Origin of the sequence: Streptomyces sp. NPDC050485 (assembly GCF_044458185.1) — a bacterium.
Taxonomy (GTDB): domain Bacteria; phylum Actinomycetota; class Actinomycetes; order Streptomycetales; family Streptomycetaceae; genus Streptomyces.
Genome location: NZ_JBITHR010000026.1, coordinates 21,801 through 43,966 on the forward strand (window position 1 = coordinate 21,801; position 22,166 = coordinate 43,966).

Consider the following 22,166-nt stretch of genomic DNA (forward strand, 5'->3'; position numbering starts at 1 on the left):
ATGCGCATTGTGGTTCTGGCAGGCGGCATCGGTGGTGCCCGCTTCCTCCGTGGTCTGAAGTCCGCCGCCCCCGACGCGGACATCACCGTCATCGGCAACACCGGTGACGACATCCATCTGTTCGGCCTGAAGGTCTGCCCCGACCTCGACACCGTGATGTACACCCTGGGCGGTGGCATCAACGAGGAGCAGGGCTGGGGGCGTACCGACGAGTCCTTCACCGTCAAGGAGGAGCTCGCGGCGTACGGAGTGGGGCCCGAGTGGTTCGGGCTCGGCGACCGCGACTTCGCGACCCACATCGTCCGTACGCAGATGCTCGGCGCGGGCTATCCGCTGAGTGCCGTCACCGAGGCGCTGTGCGCCCGCTGGCGGCCCGGCGTCCGCCTGATCCCGATGTCCGACGACCGGGTGGAGACCCATGTCGCCGTCGACGTGGACGGCGAGCGCAAGGCGATCCACTTCCAGGAGTACTGGGTGAAGCTGCGCGCGTCGGTGGACGCGGAGGCCGTCGTCCCGGTCGGCGCCGAGCAGGCCAAGCCCGCGCCGGGCGTCCTCGAAGCGATCGCCGCGGCCGACGTGATCCTCTTCCCGCCGTCCAACCCGGTCGTCTCGGTCGGCACGATCCTCGCCGTGCCCGGCATCCGCGAGGCGATCGCGGAGGCGGGCGTGCCGGTGGTCGGCCTCTCCCCCATCGTCGGCGACGCGCCGGTGCGCGGCATGGCCGACAAGGTGCTCGCGGCGGTCGGCGTGGAGTCCACGGCGGCGGCGGTCGCCGAGCACTACGGCTCGGGGCTGCTCGACGGCTGGCTGCTCGACACGGTGGACGCCGCATCGGTCGCCCGCGTCGAGGAGGCGGGCATCCGCTGCCGTGCCGTGCCGCTGATGATGACGGACCTGGACGCGACGGCCGCGATGGCCCGCGAGGCGCTGGCGCTGGCCGAGGAGGTCCGCGCGTGAGCCCGTCCTCCTTCCGCGTGTGGGCGGTCCCGGGGCTGCCGGAGGTGCAGGCGGGTGACGATCTGGCGAAGCTGATCGCGGCGGCCTCGCCCGACCTCGCCGACGGCGACATCCTGCTCGTCACCTCGAAGATCGTCTCCAAGGCGGAGGGCCGCATCACCGAGGCCACCGACCGCGAGGCGGCGATAGACGCGGAGACGGTACGGGTCGTCGCCCGGCGCGGCACCCTGCGCATCGTCGAGAACCGGCAGGGTCTGGTCATGGCCGCGGCGGGCGTGGACGCCTCCAACACCCCGGCCGGGACCGTGCTGTTGCTCCCCGAGGACCCGGACGCCTCGGCGGCCGCGATCCGCGCGGGGCTGCGCGACGCGCTCGGTGTCGAGGTCGGCGTGATCGTCACGGACACCTTCGGACGCCCGTGGCGCAGCGGCCTCACCGACGTGGCGATCGGCGCCAGTGGCGTACGGGTCCTGGACGATCTGCGCGGCGGCACGGACGCGCACGGCAATCCGCTGAGCGCGACGGTGATCTCCCTCGCCGACGAACTGGCCGCCGCGGGCGACCTGGTGAAGGGCAAGGCCGGCGGATTCCCGGTCGCCGTGGTCCGGGGCCTGGCGCACCTCGCCGGCGAGGGCTCGGCCCGCGAGCTGGTCCGCGCCGCGGCGGACGACATGTTCCGCCTCGGCACCTCGGAGGCGGTACGGGAAGCGGTCACCCAGCGGCGTACGGTACGGGCCTTCACGGACGACCCCGTCGACCCGGGCGCCGTGCGGCGCGCGGTGGCGGCGGCGGTGACCGCACCGGCCCCGCACCACACGACGCCCTGGCGCTTCGTGCTGCTCGAATCGCCGGAGTCGCGCACCCGGCTGCTCGACGCGATGCGGGACGCCTGGATCGCGGACCTGCGCCGCGACGGCAAGTCCGAGGAGTCCATCGCGCGGCGCGTGAAGCGCGGCGACATCCTGCGCGCCGCACCGTACTTGGTGGTCCCCTGCCTGGTGATGGACGGCTCGCATACCTACGGCGACGCCCGCCGCGACGGCGCCGAACGCGAGATGTTCGTGGTCGCGGCGGGCGCGGGCGTCCAGAACTTCCTGGTGGCCCTGGCGGGCGAGCGCCTGGGCTCGGCCTGGGTGTCCTCGACCATGTTCTGCCGCGACGTCGTACGCAACACCCTTGACCTGCCCGGGAGTTGGGACCCGATGGGCGCGATCGCGGTGGGCCGCCCGGCGGAGCCCCCCAAGGAGCGTCCGGCCCGGGAGGCTTCGGGGTTCATCGAGGTGCGCTGAGGGTTCGAGTAGGGCGGCCCTCAACTCGCCTACAGCGGCGCGATGTTGCGGGGCTGCATACGCGGGGCCCGGCGGGGCGGGGTCCGGCCGCTGAGCAGGATCAGACGGGCGGCTCGGTGGCGGTGGCCCGCGTACGGTTCCAGCAGGGCCAGCATTTCGGCGTCGTCGGCGTTGCGGTTGCCCGCCAGGGCGTGGCCGATGATGCCGGGCAGATGGAGATCGCCGACCGTCACCAAGTCGGCCGCGCCGATGGCTCGTTGGAGGGTTTCGGCCGAGGTCCACGGGCCGATGCCGGGGATGAGGTGGAGGCGTTCGGCGGCGGCCCGCGGGGTCATCTTCGCCGCCTCCTCCATCCGGCGGGCCACCCGCACCGCGCGCAGGATCGTGGCCGACCTCTTGGAGTCCACCCCGGCGCGGTGCCACTCCCAGGACGGGATCAGCGCCCAGGTCCGGGGGGCGGGCATGACGTACATGCCCCCGGGCGCGCCCGGGGCGGGCTCCCCGTACGTGCGCACCAGGAGCCGCCAGGCGCGGTAGGCCTCGTCCGTGGTGACCTTCTGCTCCAGGACGGAGGGGATCAGGGATTCCAGGACCAGGCCGGTACGGGTCAGGCGCAGGCCGGGGCGGGCGCGGTGCGTCTCGGCGACGAGGCGGTGGCGGGGCTCGAAGGCGGCCGGGTCGTCCAACTCCCCCAGCATCGCCGGGAGTTGGCCCAGCATCCACGCCGCGCCCGGCCCCCACGCCTCGGCGTGCGCCGCGCCGTCGCGGGCGGTGACCCGCAGGGTGGCGGGGCCGTCCGGGGTCCGCGAGGCGCGCCACACCGCGCCGTCGGGGGTGGTGCGGTAGGTGGGGTCGGCGGGGCCGCGCCGCAGTGGCCCCAGCGTGAGGGCGAGGTCCAGGGGGCCGGGCAGGGTCCACACCCGCGTGTGCCCGGCGGGCCGGGGCGGGGAGATGCTGCCGGTACCGGGGGTGCGGGGGGTGAATCGTCCTGCCACGGTGTCCTCTGGGGGTGGGTGCCCTTCGAGGGTACAGCGGTACCGGCGCCCCCTCTGGGGCTCCGCCCGGCAACCACACACGGCCCGCAGACTGGAAGGGGCGCGGGGAACTGCGCGAGCAACCACGCACGGCCCGCAGCCGTAAGAGCACGCATCCAGCCCCTGCGGGGGAGCCGCGACCAGGCCTACTGGTCGGAGGAGAAGCGGAGGGCTCCCGCCGGGAGCACGGTGTCGCACCACACCCGCACCCCCTCGCGGAGCTCGTTGTCCGCGCCCACCCTCGCCCCGTCACCCACGACCGCTCCGGCCAGGATCGTCCGCGCGCCGATTCGCGCCCCGGCCCCCACCAGCGAGTCCGTGATCACCGCGCCCGGTTCGATCACCGCGTCGGACAGGATCGTGCTGCCCGTGATCCGGGCCCCCTCGCCGACCACCGCGCCGTGGCCCACCACCGTGCCGCCGGTCAGCTTTGCGTCGGGCGCGACCGTCGCCGTCGGCAGGACGAGGCGGTCGCCGCAGCGGCCGGGGACGGCCGGGGAGGGGGCACGGCCGAGCACGAGGTCGGCCGAGCCGCGGACGAACGCCTGCGGGGTGCCCAGGTCCAGCCAGTACGTCGAGTCGACCATGCCCTGGAGGTGGGCGCCGTCGGCCAGCAGGCCGGGGAAGGTCTCCCGCTCCACCGAGACCGGCCGGCCCGCCGGGATGCTGTCGATGACCGAGCGGCGGAACACGTACGCCCCCGCGTTGATCTGGTCGGTGACTATCTCCTCGGGGGTCTGCGGCTTCTCCAGGAACGCCGTGACCCGCCCGGACGGATCCGTGGGGACCAGCCCGAACGCCCTCGGGTCCTCGACCCGGGTGAGGTGCAGGGAGACGTCCGCGCCGGAGGAGGTGTGGGCCGACACCAGCGCCCCGATGTCCAGGCCCGTCAGTATGTCGCCGTTGAAGATCAGCACCGGGTCGTCGGGCCCCGAGCGCAGCCGGGACGCGACGTTGCGGATGGCGCCGCCGGTGCCGAGCGGCTCGTCCTCCGTCACGTACTCGATGCTGAGGCCGAGCGCGGAGCCGTCGCCGAAGTACGGCTCGAACACCTCGGCCAGGTAGGAGGTGGCCAGGACGATGTGGTCGACGCCCGCCGCCCGGGCCCGGGCCAGCTGGTGGGTGAGGAACGGGACGCCGGCCGCCGGAACCATCGGCTTGGGCGTGTTCACCGTGAGCGGGCGCAGCCTGCTGCCCCTGCCGCCGACCAGGAGGATCGCTTCTGTCACCTGTCGTCTCTGCTTCCTGCTGGGGCCGGCCTTCGGATTCCGTCGCGTTCTGGCGGAACTCCCGGCCGGCCAGTGTATGCAGACTGTCCGGATGCTCATGCGGCCCGGTCAGCGCCGGCCCTGGTAGTGCGCCGCGGCGACCCGCGCCGTGCCGAGCCTGCTGTACAGCCGCGCCCCCGGGCAGTCGGTTGCGAATCCGTCGCGGTGACCGGCGATGGCGTTGAACCTGACGCTGCGCCCCTTCTTGTAGCGGTTGCCGCCGCCCGAGACCAGCGTGCTCCGGCCGGCCGGGTTCACTCCGTACAGCCCGAGCTTCCAGGCCGAGAGCCGCTCAATGGCCTTGAGTGCGGCCGCCGACGGGCTGGTGTTGTTGTACGTGCCAAGGACCGCGATGCCCGTGCTGTTGGTGTTGAAACCGAGAGTGTGCGCCCCCATGACGGGCTTGGCCACACCCCCGGCGCGGCCTTCGTAGATGTTTCCGCACTTGTCGACGGCGAAGTTGTAGCCGATGTCCCGCCAGCCACTGCTCTTGACGTGGTAGCGGTAAATACTGCGCAGGACGGACGCCGACTGCGCGCAGCTGTATCCGTTGCCGGAATCGGTGTGGTGGACGAAGGCGACCTTGACGCTCTTGGTGTAGACGAAGCCGCGCTCGCGCAGCCGCTCGTCGGCGCCCCAGCCCCTGCGGGTGATGATGCGCGGCCGCGCCCCGACGTACGGGCGGGCCCGGGGTGCGGTGCCGGACTCCGCGGACATTTCCGACGCCTCGGCCTCGCTCGCCGCCCGGTCCAGCGCGGGCAGCACCGTGGGGCCCTGCCCGGCGCGGGAGTTCTCGTTCTCCTCGCCCGCGGCGGGTCCCGCGCCGGGGTCGACGAGGTCCAGGCGCAAGCCCTTGGGGAGCGGCGCGGCACCCGTCTCGCCGTCGGCCGGTTCGGCGCTCACGCGGGCCTCGACGGCGTTCGAGTCGCCGACCCACAGCGGGGCGGTGGAACCGTGCAGGGGCCCCGCGGCCTCGGGGGTGCCCGGGTCGGCGGCGTGGTCGTGGTTGTGCGTCTCCAGGTCCTGCCAGCCGGACCAGGCGCCGTCGGCCCGGGCCCGGCTGCGGACCTGGACGCTGCCGTGCAGTTCGTCCTTGGCGTCGTCCCAGACCACGCCGACCAGGGAGAACGGCCGCACCTCCCGTTGCGCCAGGCCCTCTTGGGAGGCGTCGCCCGCCGCGCGGTCGGCGCCGGGCAGCGGGGCCAGCGGCAGCGACTGGGTGGAGCCCCCGGGTTCGGCGGCGGAGGGTTCGGCCGCGGCGGGTGCCGCCGCCACCGGCACCGTGGCCGTCAGAGGGAGCGCGAGGGCCACGGCAGCGGCGGCACCGATCGAAGACGCAAGGAAGTTACGCATGCTGACGATCGTGGACATACTCGTACAAATCTGTCCATTGCTGGGCTGACGGGCCGTCGGCCAAACCGGTGTACGCCGCCGTCCCACCGGTGCCGGTGGGCCCGGGGCGCGCCCCGTAGCCTTGCCCGTGTGAACGCCAGCGACCGCACCCCTGCCGACCTGCTGCGATCCGCGCTCGCCGCGGACCCGGGCCGCCCCTTCATCACCTTCTACGACGACGCCACCGGCGAGCGCGTGGAACTGTCCGTCGCCACCTTCGCCAATTGGGTGGCCAAGACCGCGAATCTGCTCCAGGGCGATCTCGCCGCCTCGCCCGGCGACCGGCTCGCGCTGCTGCTGCCCGCGCACTGGCAGAGCGCCGTGTGGCTGATGGCTTGCCACTCGGTGGGCGTGGCCGTCGAGATCGGCGGCGATCCGGCCGCGGCCGACCTCGTGGTCAGCGGCCCCGACACGCTGGAGGAGGCCCGCGCCTGCACCGGCGAGCGGGTGGCGCTCGCGCTGCGCCCGCTCGGCGGCCGCTTCCCGCAGCCGCCCGCGGGCTTCGTGGACTACGCCGTCGAGGTGCCGAGCCAGGGCGACCGGTTCGCGCCGTACGCGCCCGTCGATCCGGACGCCCCCGCGCTCGCCGTCGACGGGGTCGGGGCGAGCGCCGCCGAACTCGTGGCGCGGGCCCGCGCGGAGGCCTCCGGACTCGGCCTCGGCGCCGGTTCGAGGCTGCTCTCGGCGCTCCCGTACGACAGCTGGCGCGGGCTCGCCGACGGGCTGTACGCGCCGCTCGCCGCGGGCGGCTCAGTCGTCCTGTGCCGCAACCTGGGCCAACTGGCCGACGGCGGGCTGGAGAAGCGGGCCGAGAGCGAGCGGGTCACCCACCGCTCCCTCTAGGGGGCGTCCGGCAATCTCCACCCTTGTGGCCCACTGAAGGCCGAGTCCCCGGGCCCCGCCGCCCACCCCGGTACATGATCGACCGTACGCACAACCACGCGCGATGCGGTCGTCCACCGGGGTGCCCGGCGGACCGGCGCGCCGCCGACCCCGTGATGGCCGTGAAGGATGGACGCCGACGTGACCGACAGTGCTGGCACGCCCCCCGAACCGGAGCACCGGGCCGGGGCCGGGCAGCCACCGCCGGACACCGCCGGCGGGCCCGACGCGTCACAGTCGGCCACCCCCGACACCGGCAGCGGGCCCGACGCGGAGGCCGCGGCCACCCCGGACACCGGCAGCGGGCCGGACGCACCCGCTGCCCCCGGCTCCAACGGCCGCCGCCACTGGCTGCGTTGGACCGCGCTCGGCGTCTCCTTCGCCGTTCTCGCCGCGGCCGGCACCGGCTGGTGGTTCTACCGGAAGCTCGACGGCAACATCCACACCGACACCTCCGCCGCGCACGAGCTGGAGGTCTACGATCGGGAGCGGCCCGCCTCCCTCGTGCACGGCGCGCAGAACCTGCTGCTCATCGGCTCGGACTCGCGCGCGGGCAGCAACGCCAGGTACGGCAGGGACGACGGCGGCAGCCAGCGCTCGGACACCACGATCCTGCTGCACCTGGCCGCCGACCGGCGCAGCGCCACCGCCGTCTCGCTGCCGCGCGACCTGATGACGGACATCCCCGGCTGCGGCAAGCCGGACGGCACCCGCACCAAGGAGCAATTCGCCCAGTTCAACTGGGCGTTCGAGTTCGGCGGCGCGGCCTGCTCGATCCGTACGGTCGAGAAGCTGACCGGCGTCCGCGTCGACCATCACATGGTGGTCGACTTCAACGGGTTCAAGGACATGGTCGACGCGGTGGACGGCGTCGAGGTGTGCCTGAAGGAACCGGTCGACGACCAGCAGGCCCATGTGAAGCTCCCCGCCGGACGCCAGACGCTCCACGGCGAGCAGGCGCTCGGTTTCGTACGCTCCCGGCACGGCATCGGCGACGGCAGCGACACCCAACGCATGGACCGCCAGCAGCAGTTCCTCGGCTCGCTGGTAAAGAAGGTGCAGAGCAACGGCGTGCTGCTCAACCCGGCCCGGCTGTACCCGGTCCTGGACGCGGCGACCAAGTCGCTCACCACGGATCCCGGTCTGAACACCCTGAGGGACCTGTACGGCCTGGTGCGTTCGATGCGCGGCATTCCAACCGAGAACGTACAGTTCCTCACCGTTCCGCGTCAGGCCTACGCGTACGACCAGAACCGCGACGAGCTCGTACAGCCGGACGCGGACCGGCTGTTCAAGCAGTTGCGGGACGATCTTCCGGTCAAGGTGGCCGCCACCCCGGCCGTGGAGAAGGCGAGCGCGAGCAACAAGGACGGGGCGGGTTCCGGCGCCGATGACAAGCCCGACGACCCGGACCCCTCGCCGAGCCCGTCGGCGTACACCGGGACCACCGCGGCCTCCGGCATGTGCGGATAGCGGATGCGGGTGGCAGCGGACCGGTGAAAAGACCGTGCCCGTCAGCGAATTGAGGCCAAATGCCCGGTTATAAATGGCGTGCAATTTGTCACGGCCGTCGCTCTTGGTCGAACTGGCCAGATAGTGTGACGCGATCCGGTGCGAGCGGCCAGCGGGCCGCGCACTGCAGGAGCGAATGATTGAGCGCTTTGGGGGAAGCGACTCGGCACCGACGGAGGACAGAAACGACCGTGGATGCGCAGAGCCGTGGGCGGGCGGACGGGGTCGACCCCGCCGACCAGTGGGTCCTCAACCCGGAGACCGGCAATTACGAATTGCGACTGAACCCTTCCGGTACGCAGTCGGATTCGGGCCCCTCCAGGTCGACGACGGACACCGCATCCAGCAGAAGAACAGGCCGTTCCGGGCGCCGCGAGGTGCCGGAGCAGCGCAACCGCCGGGCCGGGAATTCCACCGAGGAGCCCGCCGACGGCCGCCGCAAGCGCAAGCCCAAGGCGACCCGCAAAAAGAAGGTGCTGCTGTGGACGGGCGGCGTGATGGGGCTCGTCCTCATCGCCGGATCGGGCGGTGTCTACTGGCTCTACCAGCACTTCAACGGCAACCTCAACACCGTCGACGTCGGTGACGCGGGCAGCAAGAGCACCATTCCGGACGGGGCGTTCAACGTCCTCGTCATCGGCACCGACAAACGGGTCGGCAAGGGCAACGAGGGATACGGCGACGCGGGCAGCGAGGGCCACGCCGACACCAACATCCTCATCCACGTCTCGGCGGACCGGACCAACGCGACCGCGATGTCCATCCCCCGCGACATGGTCACCGACATCCCCGCCTGTCCGACGAAGCAGAAGGACGGCACCACCAAGACCGTCCGGGCGGAGAAGAACGTGCGGTTCAACACCAGCCTCGGCCAGGAGGGCCGCGACCCGGGGTGCACCATGCGTACGGTCAAGCAGCTCACCGGGCTCAACGTCGACCACTTCATGATGGCGGACTTCAACGCCGTCAAGGAGCTGTCCACGGCCGTCGGCGGCGTCAAGGTCTGCCTCACCAAGCCGGTGAACGACCCCAAGTCGCATCTGAAGCTCCCGGCCGGCCAGAGCGTCGTCAAGGGCGAGCAGGCGCTCGCGTTCGTACGCACCCGGCACAGCTTCGGCAACGAGAGCGACCTCGACCGGATCAAGCAGCAGCAGCAGTTCCTCGGCTCGATGATCCGGCAGATGAAGTCGGACGACACCCTGAGCAGCCCGACCAAGATGTACGGTCTCGCGGACGCCGCGACCAAGGCGCTCACGGTCGACTCCGGAATAGGCAGCATCAAGAAGCTGACCGACCTCGCCCAGGTGCTCGGCAAGATCGACGCGAAGAACATCACCTTCACCACGCTGCCGGTCATCGACAATCCGGCGGAGAAGAAGGTGCACGTCACGGTCGTGCCCGACCCGACGAAGGCCGACGCGCTGTTCGCGATGCTGCGCGCCGACACCTCGCTGACCGAGGTCAAGAAGAAGGAGGCGGACGCCAAGAGCGCGGCCGCCGCCGACGAGGCCGCCCGCCTCAACGGCCCGCGCGCCAAGGCCTCCGACGTACGGGTCACCGTGTTCAACGGCGGCGCGGCGCCCGGCTCCGCGGGGACGGTGGTCACCTGGCTGCAGAACCAGGAGAACGTACTCAAGTCGAGCAACGGCTCAAACGCGCCGGCCAAGGTGCCGGCCACGGCCTTGGCCTACGCGCCGAACCAGGCCGACCAGGCCCGCAAGCTCGCGGATCTGCTCGGTCTGTCCGCCTCGGCTCTGCAACCGGGCACGAAGGACGCCGTGGGCAAGGAGGCCATGGTGCTGACCCTCGGCCCCGACTTCAAGCAGGCGGGAACACCCATCGCCGCTCCGGCCAAGGCTCCGGAGGGCATTCAGAAGGTCGAAGCCGACAAGTCGGTGTGCGCCAAGTAACGGACTCACGGCCCGCCCGGGCCCAGGGGGAGTCCGAACGACAGGGGGTTTTGGGGTGGGCAAGAACAGCGTGCGCGGGGAGGGGCCGCGCGAACGCGTGGACCATGCGGGCGAACTCGGCTGGGACGAGAGCCTGTACGAGACCGACGCGTCCGGCGGATCCAAGAATTCCGCGGGACCCAAGAATTCCGCAGGGCCCAAGGAGCCCGCGGGATCCACGGGTTCGGCAGGATCCGCGGGATCCGCGGGATCCGCCGAATCCGCACAGCCCGGCGAGTCCGGCGCCGCCGAGTCCGCGTCCGGTGCGTCCGGCGGCGGGGGTGGCGCCGACGACGACGCAGCGGCCGACGGGCACCGCAGGGGCGGGCCCCGCAAACGGGCCGAACGCAAGCACCGGGTACTGAGATGGACCGCCATCACGCTCGCGGTCCTCATAATCGGGACGGCCGGCGCCGGTTACCTGTACTACCAGCACCTCAACAGCAACATCCGCAAGGGCGACCGCAGTGCGGGCGGCAGCGACGCCAAGAAGGCCTCGCCGAACGCCCAGGGCCAGACGCCCCTGAACATCCTGCTGATCGGCTCCGACAGCCGGAACTCCGACGAGGACGTCCGGCTCGGCGGCGCCAAGGACAGCCGGGGATCCGATCCGCACGCGGACGTCCAGATGCTGCTCCACGTCTCCGCGGACCGCAAGAACGCCTCCGTGGTGAGCATTCCGCGCGACACCCGGGTGGACCTGCCCGAGTGCAAGGACACCGCGAAGAACAAGGTCTTCAAGCCCACCAACGACGTCATCACCAACGCGCTCGGGCGCGGCGGAGCGGGCTGTGTCCTGGACACCTGGGAGAAGCTGACCGGCATCTACATCGACCACTGGATGATGGTCGACTTCGCCGGTGTGGTCGCCATCTCGGACGCGGTGGGCGGCGCCGACGTCTGTGTGAACCAGAACATCGACGACCACCCCACCAAGGCCCAGCCCGGCGGCTCGCACCTGCACCTCAGCGCGGGCAAGCACACGGTCAAGGGCGAGCAGGCCCTGCAGTGGCTGCGCACCCGGCACGCCTTCGGCAGCGACTTCGGCCGCTCCGAGGCCCAGCACATGTACATGAACTCGGTGATCCGCAACCTCAAGAGCGAGAACGCGTTCACCGACACCGGCCGGCTGATGGACATCGCCGAGACCGCGACCAAGTCGCTCCAGGTCTCCTCGGAACTCGGCACCGTCAAGAAGCTGTTCGACCTGGGCATGGAGCTCAAGAACATCCCCATGGACCGCATCAACATGCTGACCATGCCGCGTCTCCCCGACCCGCAGGACCCCAACTCCCATGTGGTGCCGGACCAGGCGAGGGCCGACGCGCTGTGGGCGATGCTGCGGGACGACAAGCCGCTCGACCAGAAGGACGACGGCAAGCCCGCGCCCAGCACGTCGAAGGGCCCGGCCGCGACGGCCGCCGACTCGCTCGCGGTGAGCGTGGTCAACGGCACCGGCACCGACGGCCGCCAGGCCGTCACGGGCCGGGCCGGCGAGGTGGTTTCCGCGCTCCAGGCCAAGGGCTTCAAGAAGGCCGCGACCGGTTCCAGCGAGCCCGCGCCGACCAGTGAGGTCGACTACCCGAAGGACGCGGGCGCACAGGGCAAGGCGGACGCGGAGTCCGTCGCCACGGCGCTCGGCCTGCCCTCCAGCGCGGTCAAGGCGTCCGACGTGAAGGGCCTGACCCTGGTGGTCGGCGGCGACTGGCGCAGCGGCGACAGCTACCCGAAGCAGGACCCTAAGCAGAGCGACCCGCTCAAGGACACCGAGTCGGTCAACGGCGCCAACACGGGCGCCTGCATGGAGGTGTACGCGCCCTACCGCTGGTAGCCGGTACGCGACAGGGGGCGCCCGGATGCCGAAAGGCACCGGGCGCCCCCTCTTTTCGTCCGCGCTGTGTGTCTTATTACGCTCAGACCGACGTGGTCCGCACCGCCGGGCGGCGGCTCGCGATGACCTTCTTCGCCAGCGCCTTGGGGCTGGTGAGGAAGCCGTAGCCCCAGGACATGTGCATGGTGGCGAGGGCCACCGGGATCTGCGCGCGGGCCTTCAGCCCGAGCCCCCGGCCGGCCGGGACGGAGCCCGCGGCGATCGCGGCCAGATAGCCGGCCGGGACCACGAAGCCCCACGGCGTGAGGGCGGCGCCCACGACGACGCCCGCGGCGATCGCGCAGACGGCGGTCGGCGGCGCCAGGTAGCGCAGGTTGATGGAGCCCTCGTGGTAGCGGGCCACCACATGGCGCCAACGCCCGTAGTCCTTGTACTGCTTGGCCAGCGCCTTCACCGAAGGGCGGGGCCGGTACTGGACCTTGAGCTCGGGCGAGAACCAGATGAGGCCGCCGGCCTCCCTAATCCGGAAGTTCAGCTCCCAGTCCTGGGCGCGGATGAACTCCTCGTTGTAGCCGCCCTGTTGCTCAAGCGCCTCGCGCCGGAAGACACCCAGATACACGGTTTCCGCGGGCCCGGCCTCGCCGCCGGTGTGGAAGGCCGCGTTGCCGACACCGATCTTCGAGGTCATCGCGGCCGCGACCGCGTCCTCCCAGGCGTTCTCGCCCTCGGCGTGCATGATGCCGCCGACGTTCTGCGCGCCGGTCTCCGCCAAGAGGCGTACGGCGGTGGCGATGTAGTTCGGCGAGAGCATGCCGTGGCCGTCGACGCGTACCACGATCGGGTGGCGGGAGGCCTTGATCGCGGCGTTCAGGGCCGCCGGCGTACGCCCGGTGGGGTTCGGGACGGTGTGGACCCGGGCTCGTTCATTGGATGCGGTTTCCCGTACCAGCTCGGCGGCGATCTCGTCAGTGCGGTCCGTGGACGGGCCGAGCGCGATCACCACCTCCATCTCGCCCGGGTACTCCTGCTCCAGGATGTGACGGACCGAGTTGCGCAGATGCCGCTCCTCATTGAGAACCGGCATGATCACGGAAACAGCAGGCGTGGCGTTCATCGGTGGTCACGTTACCGCGAATGGGGGACAGGGTCGCGCGGCGGCCGGGGCGGTGCACGGGGTAGCTGATCGTATGGGCCTACGGTGCTCAAGATCCCCCTGTCACCCGCGGAGGTCCCCGTGCCCACGCCGCCCCGCCCGCGCCCCGCGCGCAGCGTTCCGCCCCGCAGCAGACAGCAGGACGAGCGGCCCCGCTGGGGCATGCGGCTCGCGACCACGCTGTCCGTGCTGGTGCTGGGGGCGGGCGGGGTCGGCCACGCGGTGGTGACGGGTCTTGACGGCGGGATCGGCCGGGTGGACCCGTTCCGGGACATGAAGAACCGGCCGCAGGGCGGCCACGGCACCAACATCCTGCTCGTCGGCACCGACGGCCGGGACAAGATCACGCCGGAGGAGAAGCAGAAGTACCGGCTCGGCGGGGAGGCCTGCCACTGCACCGACACGATCATGATGCTGCACCTCTCGGCGGACCGGAGCCGGGTGAGCGTGGTGAGCCTGCCGCGCGACTCGTACGCCGAGGTCCCCGAGCGCACCGACGAGGCCACCGGCCAGCGCCGCCCCCAGCACCCGGTGAAGCTGAACGCGGCCTACGCGGAGGGCGGCCCCGGGCTCACCGTGCGCACCATCGAGAACATGACGGGGCTGAAGATCGACCACTACCTGGAGGTCGACTTCACCAGCTTCATGAGGACGGTCGACGTGGTCGGCGGGGTGCAGATCTGCACGGCCCGTCCCCTGAAGGACTCCTACAGCGGGCTCGACCTCGCGGCGGGCACCCATCAGCTCAATGGCGGCGAGGCGCTCCAGTACGTACGCTCCCGGCACACCGACGGCTCCGCCGACCTCGGCCGGATGCAGCGCCAGCAGCGCTTCCTGGCCGCGCTGATCTCCAAGGCGACGAGCAACGGGGTGCTCCTGAACCCGGCGAAGTTCCGCGAGGCCGCCGCGGCCCTGCTCTCCTCGGTACGCGCCGACGAGGGCTTCGGGGTGGAGGAGATGCTGGGCCTCGGCAGCGCGATGAAGGGCTTGTCACCCTCGTCCTCCGACTTCACGACCGTGCCGCTCGGGCAGCTCAGTTTCCCCGTCAAGGGCGTGGGCTCGACCGTGAAGTGGGACGACGCCAAGGCGAAGAAGCTGTTCCAACTGCTGCGCGACGACAGGCCGTTGGCCCCGCACGCCCCGCAGAACACGCCGAAGGCCACGCCGCAGCCGGCCGCCAAGCCGCTGCGGAAGGGGACCGGCGCGATGGTCGAGGTCGCGCCCGACCAGATCCGGGTGCAGGTCTACAACGGGACCCACACCGACGGGCTAGGCCGCCGCGTCCACGACGCGCTGCACGCGACCGGCTTCACGACCACCGGCGCCCCGCTGGCGAGCACCAACCTGGAGATGCGCCGCACCCTGATCGAGTACGACCCGCGCTGGGACCGCTCGGCGAGGTCGCTCGCGGTCGCGCTGCCGGGCAGCGAGCTGCGCCCGGTCAAGGGGCTCGGCCTCACGATGAAGGTGACGGCGGGCGCCGACTTCAAGGACGTGGTCCCGGTGCGGGCGGAGGAGCCGCCGCAGGGAGACTTCGCAACGGTGACCGGGGACCAGGTGGTCTGCCCCTGACCCCGGTGTGGCGGGGTTCAGTCGTCAAGACCCTCGGCCGCCCGCTTCTCGCGGAGGTCCATGATCGCGCGGCGCCGGGCCAGCCGGTGGGTGCGGCGGATCTGCGCCTCCTGGTAGCGGCGCTCGTCGCGCTCGGTCTCCGGGACCACCGGCGGCACCCGGCGGGGCTTGCCGTCGGCGTCGACGGCCGCGAAGACGAGGTAGGCGGAGCCCACCTGCTGGGCCGGGGTCGACTCGTTCCAGCGTTCGGCGAGGACCCGCACGCCGACCTCCATGGAGGACCGGCCGGTCCAGTTGACCTGCGCCTTCACATGCACCAGGTCGCCGACCCTGACCGGCAGCAGGAACGCCATCTCGTCCATCGAGGCGGTGACGGCCGGGCCGCCCGAGTGGCGCCCGGCGACCGCGCCCGCCGCGTCGTCCACCAGCTTCATGATCACGCCGCCGTGCACCGTGCCGAGGAGGTTGGTGTCATGGGTGGTCATGATGTGGCTCAGGGTGGTTCGGGAGGCCGAGGTCGGCTTGCCCGGAAGATCAGTCATGCGTTCCACTTTAGGCGGCGCGCTCGGCAGCGCTCATTGCATCAGCCTTGCAACAGCCCTGCCCCGAATCCACACCCGCCTTGTCAGCCGCCCGGGGCGCCCGTGCATGCTGGACGGCATGAACGAATGGCCCGACGCCCTCGACGGCAATACCCGCGGGAACGGTGACCGCGACGCCTACGGCCGCGGCAGCTCTGCCGCGCAGCCCGAGGGTGCGCGCCGGATGCGCCACGTCCAGCGGCCCGCCCCGCCGCAGCGCCCCGTCCCCCAGCAGCAGCCCGCGTACGACGACGGCCCCGGGCAGCAGCAGTACGGCAGCGGCGCGCCCCGGGTGCCCGCGCCCGGCTCGTACGACGGCTACAGCGAGGGCCAGGTCTACGGCAGCCCGGCGGGCCGCGGCCCGGGCGGTCCTGGCGGGCCCGGTGGACCCGAGGGGCCGCGGCGCGGCGGCGGGCGGCGGCCCGGGGCGGCGCCGAACTGGCGCAAGCGCATCACCATCGGCGCGCTGGTCCTGGTGGTCGCCGTGCTGGCCACCTCGGTCGGCACCTACTTCTGGGCCGACTCCAAGATGCGCCGCGAGGTCGACCTCTCCAAGGTCATCGACCGGCCCGCCGGCGGCAAGGGCACCAACTACCTGATCGTCGGCTCCGACTCCCGCGACGGCATGTCCGCGGCGTTGAAGCAGAAGCTGCACACCGGCTCCGCCGAGGGCAAGCGGACCGACTCGATGATCCTGCTGCACGTCGGCGACAACGGGAACACGATGGTCTCGCTGCCGCGCGACTCGTGGATGACGATCCCCAGCTTCAAGGGCTCCCAGTCCGGAAAGCAGTTCCCGTCCCCGGGCAAGAACAAGCTGAACGCGGCGTTCTCCATCGACGGCCCGGAGCTGCTGGTCCGTACCGTCGAGGCCAACACCGGACTGCACATCGACCACTACGCGGAGATCGGCTTCGCGGGATTCGCGAACATCGTGGACGCGGTCGGCGGCGTGGAGCTCGACATCCCGCAGGACATCAAGGACAAGGACTCCGGCGCCGACTTCAAGAAGGGCAAGCAGACCCTCAACGGCCAGCAGGCCCTCGCCTTCGTACGCAACCGGCACGGTTACGCCGCCGGTGACCTGCAGCGCACCAAGAACCAGCAGAAGTTCCTGGCCGCCATCGCCAGCCAGACGGCGACCCCGACGACCCTCCTGAACCCCTTCAAGCTGTACCCGGTGATGGGCGCGGGCCTGGACACCCTGATCGTCGACAAGGACATGGGCCTGTTCGACCTGGCCGACATGTTCTGGGCGATGAAGGGCATCACCAGCGGCAGCGGCCTCTCCATGAACATGCCGGTCTCGGGCGACGGCCCCCAGACCTCCCTGCTCTGGGACAAGCCGAAGGTCACGCAACTCGTGAACGAGCTGAAGAACGACGAGAAGGTCACGGTCAAGTAGCCGCCCGGCAGTTGGCGCACGAACGGCCCCCGCAATCATGCGGGGGCCGTTCGTATGTGTGCAGGTCAGCGGCGCTTTCCGGAGGCCGGGCCGCTCGCTGGAGCCGCTGAGCCGCTGGGCCGCTGGGCCGCTGAAGTCTCGCTACGGAAGGTTCCGCGACATCACGATCCGCTGGACCTGGTTCGTGCCTTCGTAAATCTGCGTGATCTTCGCGTCGCGCATCATCCGCTCGACCGGGTAGTCGCGGGTGTAGCCGTAGCCGCCGAGGAGCTGGACGGCGTCGGTGGTGATCTCCATCGCGACGTCGGAGGCGAAGCACTTGGCGGCGGCGCCGAAGAACGTCAGGTCGCTGTCGAGGCGCTCGGACTTGGCGGCGGCCGAGTAGGTCAGCTGGCGGGCGGCCTCCAGCTTCATGGCCATGTCGGCCAGCATGAACTGGACGCCCTGGAACTCGGCGATCGCCTTGCCGAACTGCTTGCGCTCCTGGACGTAACCCTTCGCGTAGTCGAGGGCGCCCTGCGCGATGCCGAGGGCCTGGGCCGCGATGGTGATGCGGGTGTGGTCCAGGGTCTTCATCGCCGTGGCGAAGCCGGTGCCCTCCTCGCCGATCATGCGGTCCAGCGGGATGCGGACGTTGTCGAGGTAGACCTCGCGGGTCGGCGAGCCCTTGATGCCGAGCTTCTTCTCGGGGGCGCCGAAGGAGACGCCCTCATCGCCCTTCTCGACGACGAAGGCGGAGATGCCCTTCGAGCGCTTCTCCGGGTCGGTCACGGCCATCACCGTGTAGTACTCGGACTCGCCCGCGTTGGTGATCCAGCGCTTCACGCCGTTGAGGACCCAGAAGTCGCCGTCGCGCACGGCCTTGGTCTTCATGCCGGCCGCGTCCGAACCCGCGTCGGGCTCGGAGAGGCAGTACGAGAACATGCCGTCGCCCTTGGCCAGCGGGCCCAGGTACTTCTTCTTCAGCTCCTCGGAGCCGGAGAGGATCACCGGGAGCGAGCCGAGCTTGTTCACCGCGGGGATGAGGGAAGAGGAGGCGCAGACCCGCGCGACCTCTTCGATCACGATGACGGTCGCGAGCGCGTCGGCTCCCGCGCCGCCGTACTCCTCCGGCACGTGCACGGCGTGCAGGTCGTTGGCCACCAGCGCGTCGAGCGCCTCCTGCGGGAAGCGGGCCTGCTCGTCGACCTCAGCCGCGTACGGGCCGATCTTGGCCTCGGCGAGCGAGCGGATGGCGTCGCGGAGCATGTCGTGCTCCTCGGACGGGCGGTACAGGTCGAAATCCGAGTTGCCAGCCGTTCCGGCCAAGGTCTCTCACTCCCCAAGGGACGCTAACTACCGTTAAGTAACCTAATTTTAGAGGGCTGGGCCGCCGCAGGCATACGTGAGCTTGGCGACAGCCCGAAAGAGGGCTTCGCCGGGGCCCGACTATGCTCGGGCAGCGCGTTTGTCGCCCGTACGCCCGAGCCCGCCTCCCCGAGCCGCACTTCCAGGAGCACCGCATGGCCCTCAAGATCACCGTGATCGGCACCGGATACCTCGGAGCGACCCATGCCGCGGCCATGGCGGAGCTGGGGTTCGAGGTGCTGGGCCTCGACGTGGTGCCGGAGAAGATCGAGATGCTCGCGCGCGGGCGCGTCCCCATGTACGAGCCCGGCCTTGAGGAACTGCTGGCCAAGCACGTCGCGGGCGTCGAGGGCTCCAGCGGGCGGCTGCGGTTCACCACCTCCTGGGAGGAGGTCGGCGCGTTCGGCGATGTGCACTTCGTGTGCGTGAACACCCCGCAGAAGCACGGTGAGTACGCCTGTGACATGTCGTACGTCGACGCCGCCTTCGGCTCGCTCGCACCGCAGCTGCGGGACGGCGCGCTGGTCGTGGGCAAGTCGACGGTGCCGGTCGGCTCGGCAGCCCGGCTCGCCGCGGGTCTGCCCGAGGGCGTGGAGCTGGCGTGGAACCCCGAGTTCCTGCGCGAGGGCTTCGCCGTCCAGGACACCCTGCACCCGGACCGGATCGTGGTCGGCGTGGAGAGCGAGCGGGCCGAGAAGCTCCTTCGCGAGATCTACGCGGTGCCGGTCGGCGAAGGGTCGCCGTTCGTGGTCACCGACTTCCCGACCGCCGAGCTGGTCAAGACCGCCGCGAACTCCTTCCTCGCCACCAAGATCTCGTTCATCAACGCCATGGCCGAGGTGTGCGAGGCCGCCGACGGCGACGTGGTGAAGCTGGCCGAGGCCATCGGGCACGACGAGCGCATCGGCAAGAAGTTCTTGCGGGCCGGCATCGGCTTCGGCGGGGGCTGCCTGCCCAAGGACATCCGGGCATTCATGGCGCGGGCCGGCGAGCTCGGCGCCGACCAGGCGCTGACCTTCCTGCGCGAGGTCGACTCGGTCAACATGCGGCGCCGCGGCCACATGGTGGAGCTGGCCCGCGAGGCGGTGGGCGGCGAGACCTTCCTCGGCAAGCGGGTCGCCGTCCTCGGCGCCACCTTCAAGCCCGACTCCGACGACGTACGGGACTCCCCCGCGCTGAACGTCGCCGGGCAGATCCACCTTCAGGGCGGCCAGGTCACGGTGTACGACCCGAAGGGCATGGACAATGCCCGCCGCCTCTTCCCCACGCTCGGCTACGCCGATTCCGCGCCCGCGGCGGTGCGCGGCGCCGATGTCGTCCTGCACCTGACCGAATGGCGCGAGTTCCGCGACCTCGACCCCGCCGAGCTCGCCCCGGCCCCGGCCGGCCGGATCATCCTGGACGGACGCAACGCGCTCGACCCCGCCAAGTGGCGGGACGCGGGCTGGACCTACCGCGCGATGGGCCGCCCGCGCGCCTGATCAGAGAACCTGTGCCTGACCGGGTCCGTCCAGCTCTTCGATCGTGGCGGTGGACGCGATGCTCCGGGCGCCGCGGGCGGTGAACTCCGCGTCGCGGACGACCCGGGCGAGGTTCTCCCAGGTCAGGGCCGCGATTTCGGGGTCGGTCCAGCCACGCCCGAGGAGTTCCGCGATCAGCGTCGGATAGCAGGACGCGTCTTCGAGGCCCTGGGTGCGCGGTGCGCCCGTGATCATCCCGTACGTTCCCGAGAGGCCCACGTGGCGGGGCCCGGCCACCTCGCACACCCGCTCGATGTGGTCGGCCACATCGTGGACGGAGACGGTCCCGCCGGTCCGCTCGATCTGCTCCGGGGCGAAGCTCACCAGGCACACGCCGTTGTGCGCTCCGATCTCGGCGAGCAGGTCGTCCGAGGCGTTCAGCGGGTGCTCGGTGAGGGAGGCCGCCGCCGAGCGGGAGAGCAGCGCGGGGGCCCTGGAGTTGCCGAGCGTGCGGCGCCAGGTGTCGGGGGTGGCGCCGCAGAGGTCGAGGAGCATCCCGAGCCGGTTCGACTCCCGCACCACTTCGAGCCCGAAGCGGCTGAGCCCCGGCTCGGTCCAGCGGGTGCCCGGGGTGAGCGAAAGAGCCCGCACCCCCAGCAGGTGGAAGGACCGGAGCGTACCCAGCGAATCACCGAGCGCGTGCGCGGCGACCGGGCCGAGGAACGAGGCGATGCGGCCGCAGTTGCGGGCCTCGGCGAGGTCCCCCGCGGACAGCGCGAGCCGCAGGCCCTCCGGGTAGGAGGCGACCAGGCAGCGGATCCGGTCGAGGCGTTCGAGGGTGTTGCCGACCGGGTCGGGGCGGTCGCCCTCGGCGGTCAGCGCCCAGAACTGCGCGCCGACGCCGCCGGCCCGCAGCCGCGGGATGTCCGTGTCGAGGCAGCTCTCGCCGGCCTCCAGATCGTGCCAGGGGATCAGCGCGAGCGCCCTCGCCAGGCTGTTGTGGCCGTCGGCCACGGGGTGCGCGGCGAGCAGCGTGCGGGCCCGGTCGAGGTCGTGGCCGCCGTCCTCCGGGGCGGGGGCGGGGTCGTGGTCCTGCTCCTGCTCCTGCTCCGGCGGCGCGGCCTGCGCCGGCTCGTCGAGTTCGCCGACCGCCGGGGTGTCCTGGGGGTCGTCCTGCAGATCTGCCATGACGGGCTCCCGGTGTCGGCGGTGACGGCAGGTCGTCACCACGGTGTCACGCCGGGCGACGGCGGTCGCGGCGGGCGGGGCGTTCGGGGGACTTCCCCGCCCCGCCCTTCCCAGGGGGGTGTCCGGCGGATCACGGCCGGACATCCCCCAGCTCCCTGGTCAGCCGTCCAGCTGGGCCAGCGTCGCGTTCGAGGGACCCCGCTGGGCGCGCAGCTCCCTCGACACCGACTCCGCGTCCCGCAGCACCCGTACCGCGTTCTGCCACGTCAGCTTCGCCAGGTCGGTCGGGGACCAGCCGCGGAAAAGGAGTTCGGCGATCAGGTTCGGGTAGCCAGACACGTCGTCCAGGCCGGACGGGGTGAACGCCGTGCCGTCGTAGTCGCCGCCGATGCCGATGTGGTCGACGCCGGCCAGCTCGCGCATGTGGTCCAGGTGGTCCGCGACCGTCGCGGCCGTGGCGACGGGGCGGGGGTTCGCCGCCTCGAAGGCCTCGTGGAGCTTCATCGCCTGGGGCGAGGTGTCGAGGTGGTGCAGGCCGTGCGCGCGCAGGTTCTCGTCGGCTGCCTGGGTCCAGGCCACCGCCGCGGGCAGGATGAACTTCGGTACGAAGGTCGCCATCGCCACCCCGCCGTTGGACGGCAGCTGGGCGAGCACGTCGTCCGGGATGTTGCGCGGGTGGTCGCAGATCGCCCGCGCCGAGGAGTGCGAGAAGATCACCGGCGCCACGGACGTGGCCAGCGCCGCCCGCATCGTCGTCGCCGCCACGTGCGAGAGGTCGACCAGCATGCCCATGCGGTTCATCTCGCGGACGACCTCGTGGCCGAAGGGCGAGAGGCCGCCCACGCCCGGCTCGTCCGTCGCCGAGTCCGCCCACGCGAGGTTGTCGTTGTGGGTCAGCGTCAGGTAGCGCACGCCGAGCGCGTACAACGCCCGCAGCGTGGCGAGGGAGTTGTTGATGGAGTGGCCGCCCTCGGCGCCCTTGAGCGAGGCGATGCGGCCCTCGGCGCGGGCCGCCTCCATGTCGTCCGCGGTGAGCGCGGGCGCCAGGTCGCCGGGGTAGCGGGCCAGGAGCTGGTCGACGCAGTCGATCTGCTCCAGGGTCGCGCTGACCGCCTCGTCGCCCGCCAGGTCGGTACGGACGTACACGGACCAGAACTGCGCGCCGACCCCGCCGGACCGCAGCCGCCCCAGGTCGGTGTGGGTGCGGCCGGTCAGATCGGTCGCGATGTCGCAGCGGTCGAGGTCGTACCCGGCCTTCTTGCGCAGCGCCCAGGGCAGGTCGTTGTGGCCGTCGACGACGGGGTGGCGGGCGAGCAGCACGCGGGCTTCTTCGAGATGAGTCATGG

Annotated in this window: 17 protein-coding genes; 9 read left to right on the forward strand and 8 right to left on the reverse strand. The window is 71.7% G+C overall.

Annotation, left to right across the window (positions count from 1 at the left end):
- Both cofD and ACIBK6_RS34915 read left to right on the forward strand, forming a co-directional pair.
- On the forward strand, window positions 1–957 hold the full coding sequence (cofD, locus tag ACIBK6_RS34910) for a 2-phospho-L-lactate transferase (RefSeq protein ID WP_399056270.1): 957 nt from the start codon (window positions 1–3) through the stop codon (window positions 955–957).
- Window positions 954–2,246, forward strand: coding sequence for a coenzyme F420-0:L-glutamate ligase (locus tag ACIBK6_RS34915; RefSeq protein WP_399056272.1), 1,293 nt, complete (start codon window positions 954–956; stop codon window positions 2,244–2,246). Before cofD ends, ACIBK6_RS34915 begins: the two co-directional genes overlap by 4 nt.
- 29 nt (window positions 2,247–2,275) lie before the next feature.
- Here ACIBK6_RS34915 and ACIBK6_RS34920 read toward each other — a convergent pair whose 3' ends face one another.
- The 3 genes from ACIBK6_RS34920 to ACIBK6_RS34930 all read right to left on the reverse strand — a co-directional run bounded on the left by ACIBK6_RS34920 (window position 2,276) and on the right by ACIBK6_RS34930 (window position 5,901).
- Window positions 2,276–3,241 carry a DNA-3-methyladenine glycosylase family protein gene (locus ACIBK6_RS34920; protein ID WP_399056274.1) on the reverse strand — a complete coding sequence of 322 codons (966 nt, stop codon included), beginning with the start codon at window positions 3,239–3,241 and terminating at the stop codon, window positions 2,276–2,278.
- Window positions 3,242–3,426: 185 nt separating this feature from the next.
- Window positions 3,427–4,509: a sugar phosphate nucleotidyltransferase gene (locus ACIBK6_RS34925; RefSeq protein WP_399056276.1), complete on the reverse strand. Its 1,083-nt coding sequence runs from the start codon at window positions 4,507–4,509 to the stop codon at window positions 3,427–3,429.
- A 108-nt stretch (window positions 4,510–4,617) separates the two neighbouring features.
- Window positions 4,618–5,901 carry a peptidoglycan recognition protein gene (locus tag ACIBK6_RS34930; RefSeq protein WP_399056278.1) on the reverse strand — a complete coding sequence of 428 codons (1,284 nt, stop codon included), beginning with the start codon at window positions 5,899–5,901 and terminating at the stop codon, window positions 4,618–4,620.
- A gap of 129 nt (window positions 5,902–6,030) precedes the next feature.
- Between ACIBK6_RS34930 and ACIBK6_RS34935 the strand changes: the two genes are divergently transcribed.
- From ACIBK6_RS34935 to ACIBK6_RS34950, 4 genes are all read left to right on the forward strand, one after another.
- The gene (locus tag ACIBK6_RS34935) at window positions 6,031–6,783 is read left to right on the forward strand and encodes a TIGR03089 family protein (RefSeq protein ID WP_399056280.1); all 753 of its coding nucleotides are present in this window, start codon (window positions 6,031–6,033) and stop codon (window positions 6,781–6,783) included.
- 180 nt (window positions 6,784–6,963) lie between these two features.
- Window positions 6,964–8,295, forward strand: coding sequence for an LCP family protein (locus tag ACIBK6_RS34940; RefSeq protein WP_399056282.1), 1,332 nt, complete (start codon window positions 6,964–6,966; stop codon window positions 8,293–8,295).
- Between the two features lie 230 nt (window positions 8,296–8,525).
- The gene (locus tag ACIBK6_RS34945) at window positions 8,526–10,244 is read left to right on the forward strand and encodes an LCP family protein (protein ID WP_399056285.1); all 1,719 of its coding nucleotides are present in this window, start codon (window positions 8,526–8,528) and stop codon (window positions 10,242–10,244) included.
- Window positions 10,245–10,299: 55 nt separating this feature from the next.
- Window positions 10,300–12,114, forward strand: a complete 1,815-nt coding sequence (locus ACIBK6_RS34950; RefSeq protein WP_399056287.1) for an LCP family protein — start codon at window positions 10,300–10,302, stop codon at window positions 12,112–12,114.
- 82 nt (window positions 12,115–12,196) lie between these two features.
- Here the strand turns inward: ACIBK6_RS34950 and ACIBK6_RS34955 are convergent, their stop codons facing one another.
- Window positions 12,197–13,228, reverse strand: coding sequence for a glycosyltransferase family 2 protein (locus ACIBK6_RS34955; protein ID WP_399056290.1), 1,032 nt, complete (start codon window positions 13,226–13,228; stop codon window positions 12,197–12,199).
- Window positions 13,229–13,429: 201 nt separating this feature from the next.
- On the opposite strand from ACIBK6_RS34955, the gene ACIBK6_RS34960 reads away from it, so the two are divergent.
- Window positions 13,430–14,839 (forward strand): LCP family protein, encoded by a 1,410-nt coding sequence (locus ACIBK6_RS34960; RefSeq protein ID WP_399056397.1) that lies wholly within the window; start codon window positions 13,430–13,432, stop codon window positions 14,837–14,839.
- 17 nt (window positions 14,840–14,856) lie between these two features.
- Here ACIBK6_RS34960 and ACIBK6_RS34965 read toward each other — a convergent pair whose 3' ends face one another.
- Window positions 14,857–15,381: an acyl-CoA thioesterase gene (locus ACIBK6_RS34965; protein WP_399056292.1), complete on the reverse strand. Its 525-nt coding sequence runs from the start codon at window positions 15,379–15,381 to the stop codon at window positions 14,857–14,859.
- A 118-nt stretch (window positions 15,382–15,499) separates the two neighbouring features.
- On the opposite strand from ACIBK6_RS34965, the gene ACIBK6_RS34970 reads away from it, so the two are divergent.
- The gene (locus ACIBK6_RS34970) at window positions 15,500–16,825 is read left to right on the forward strand and encodes an LCP family protein (RefSeq protein ID WP_399056294.1); all 1,326 of its coding nucleotides are present in this window, start codon (window positions 15,500–15,502) and stop codon (window positions 16,823–16,825) included.
- 141 nt (window positions 16,826–16,966) lie between these two features.
- On the opposite strand, the gene ACIBK6_RS34975 is transcribed toward ACIBK6_RS34970, so the two are convergent.
- Window positions 16,967–18,133, reverse strand: a complete 1,167-nt coding sequence (locus ACIBK6_RS34975) for an acyl-CoA dehydrogenase family protein (protein ID WP_399056295.1) — start codon at window positions 18,131–18,133, stop codon at window positions 16,967–16,969.
- Between the two features lie 194 nt (window positions 18,134–18,327).
- Between ACIBK6_RS34975 and ACIBK6_RS34980 the strand changes: the two genes are divergently transcribed.
- Entirely contained in the window at window positions 18,328–19,653 is a 1,326-nt protein-coding gene (locus ACIBK6_RS34980; protein WP_399056297.1) for a UDP-glucose dehydrogenase family protein, read from the forward strand.
- Here the strand turns inward: ACIBK6_RS34980 and ACIBK6_RS34985 are convergent, their stop codons facing one another.
- Together ACIBK6_RS34985 and ACIBK6_RS34990 are read right to left on the reverse strand one after the other, a co-directional pair.
- On the reverse strand, window positions 19,654–20,820 hold the full coding sequence (locus tag ACIBK6_RS34985; protein WP_399056299.1) for a dipeptidase: 1,167 nt from the start codon (window positions 20,818–20,820) through the stop codon (window positions 19,654–19,656).
- Window positions 20,821–20,979: 159 nt separating this feature from the next.
- Window positions 20,980–22,164, reverse strand: coding sequence for a dipeptidase (locus tag ACIBK6_RS34990; RefSeq protein WP_399056302.1), 1,185 nt, complete (start codon window positions 22,162–22,164; stop codon window positions 20,980–20,982).
- Between the last annotated feature and the right edge of the window lie 2 nt (window positions 22,165–22,166).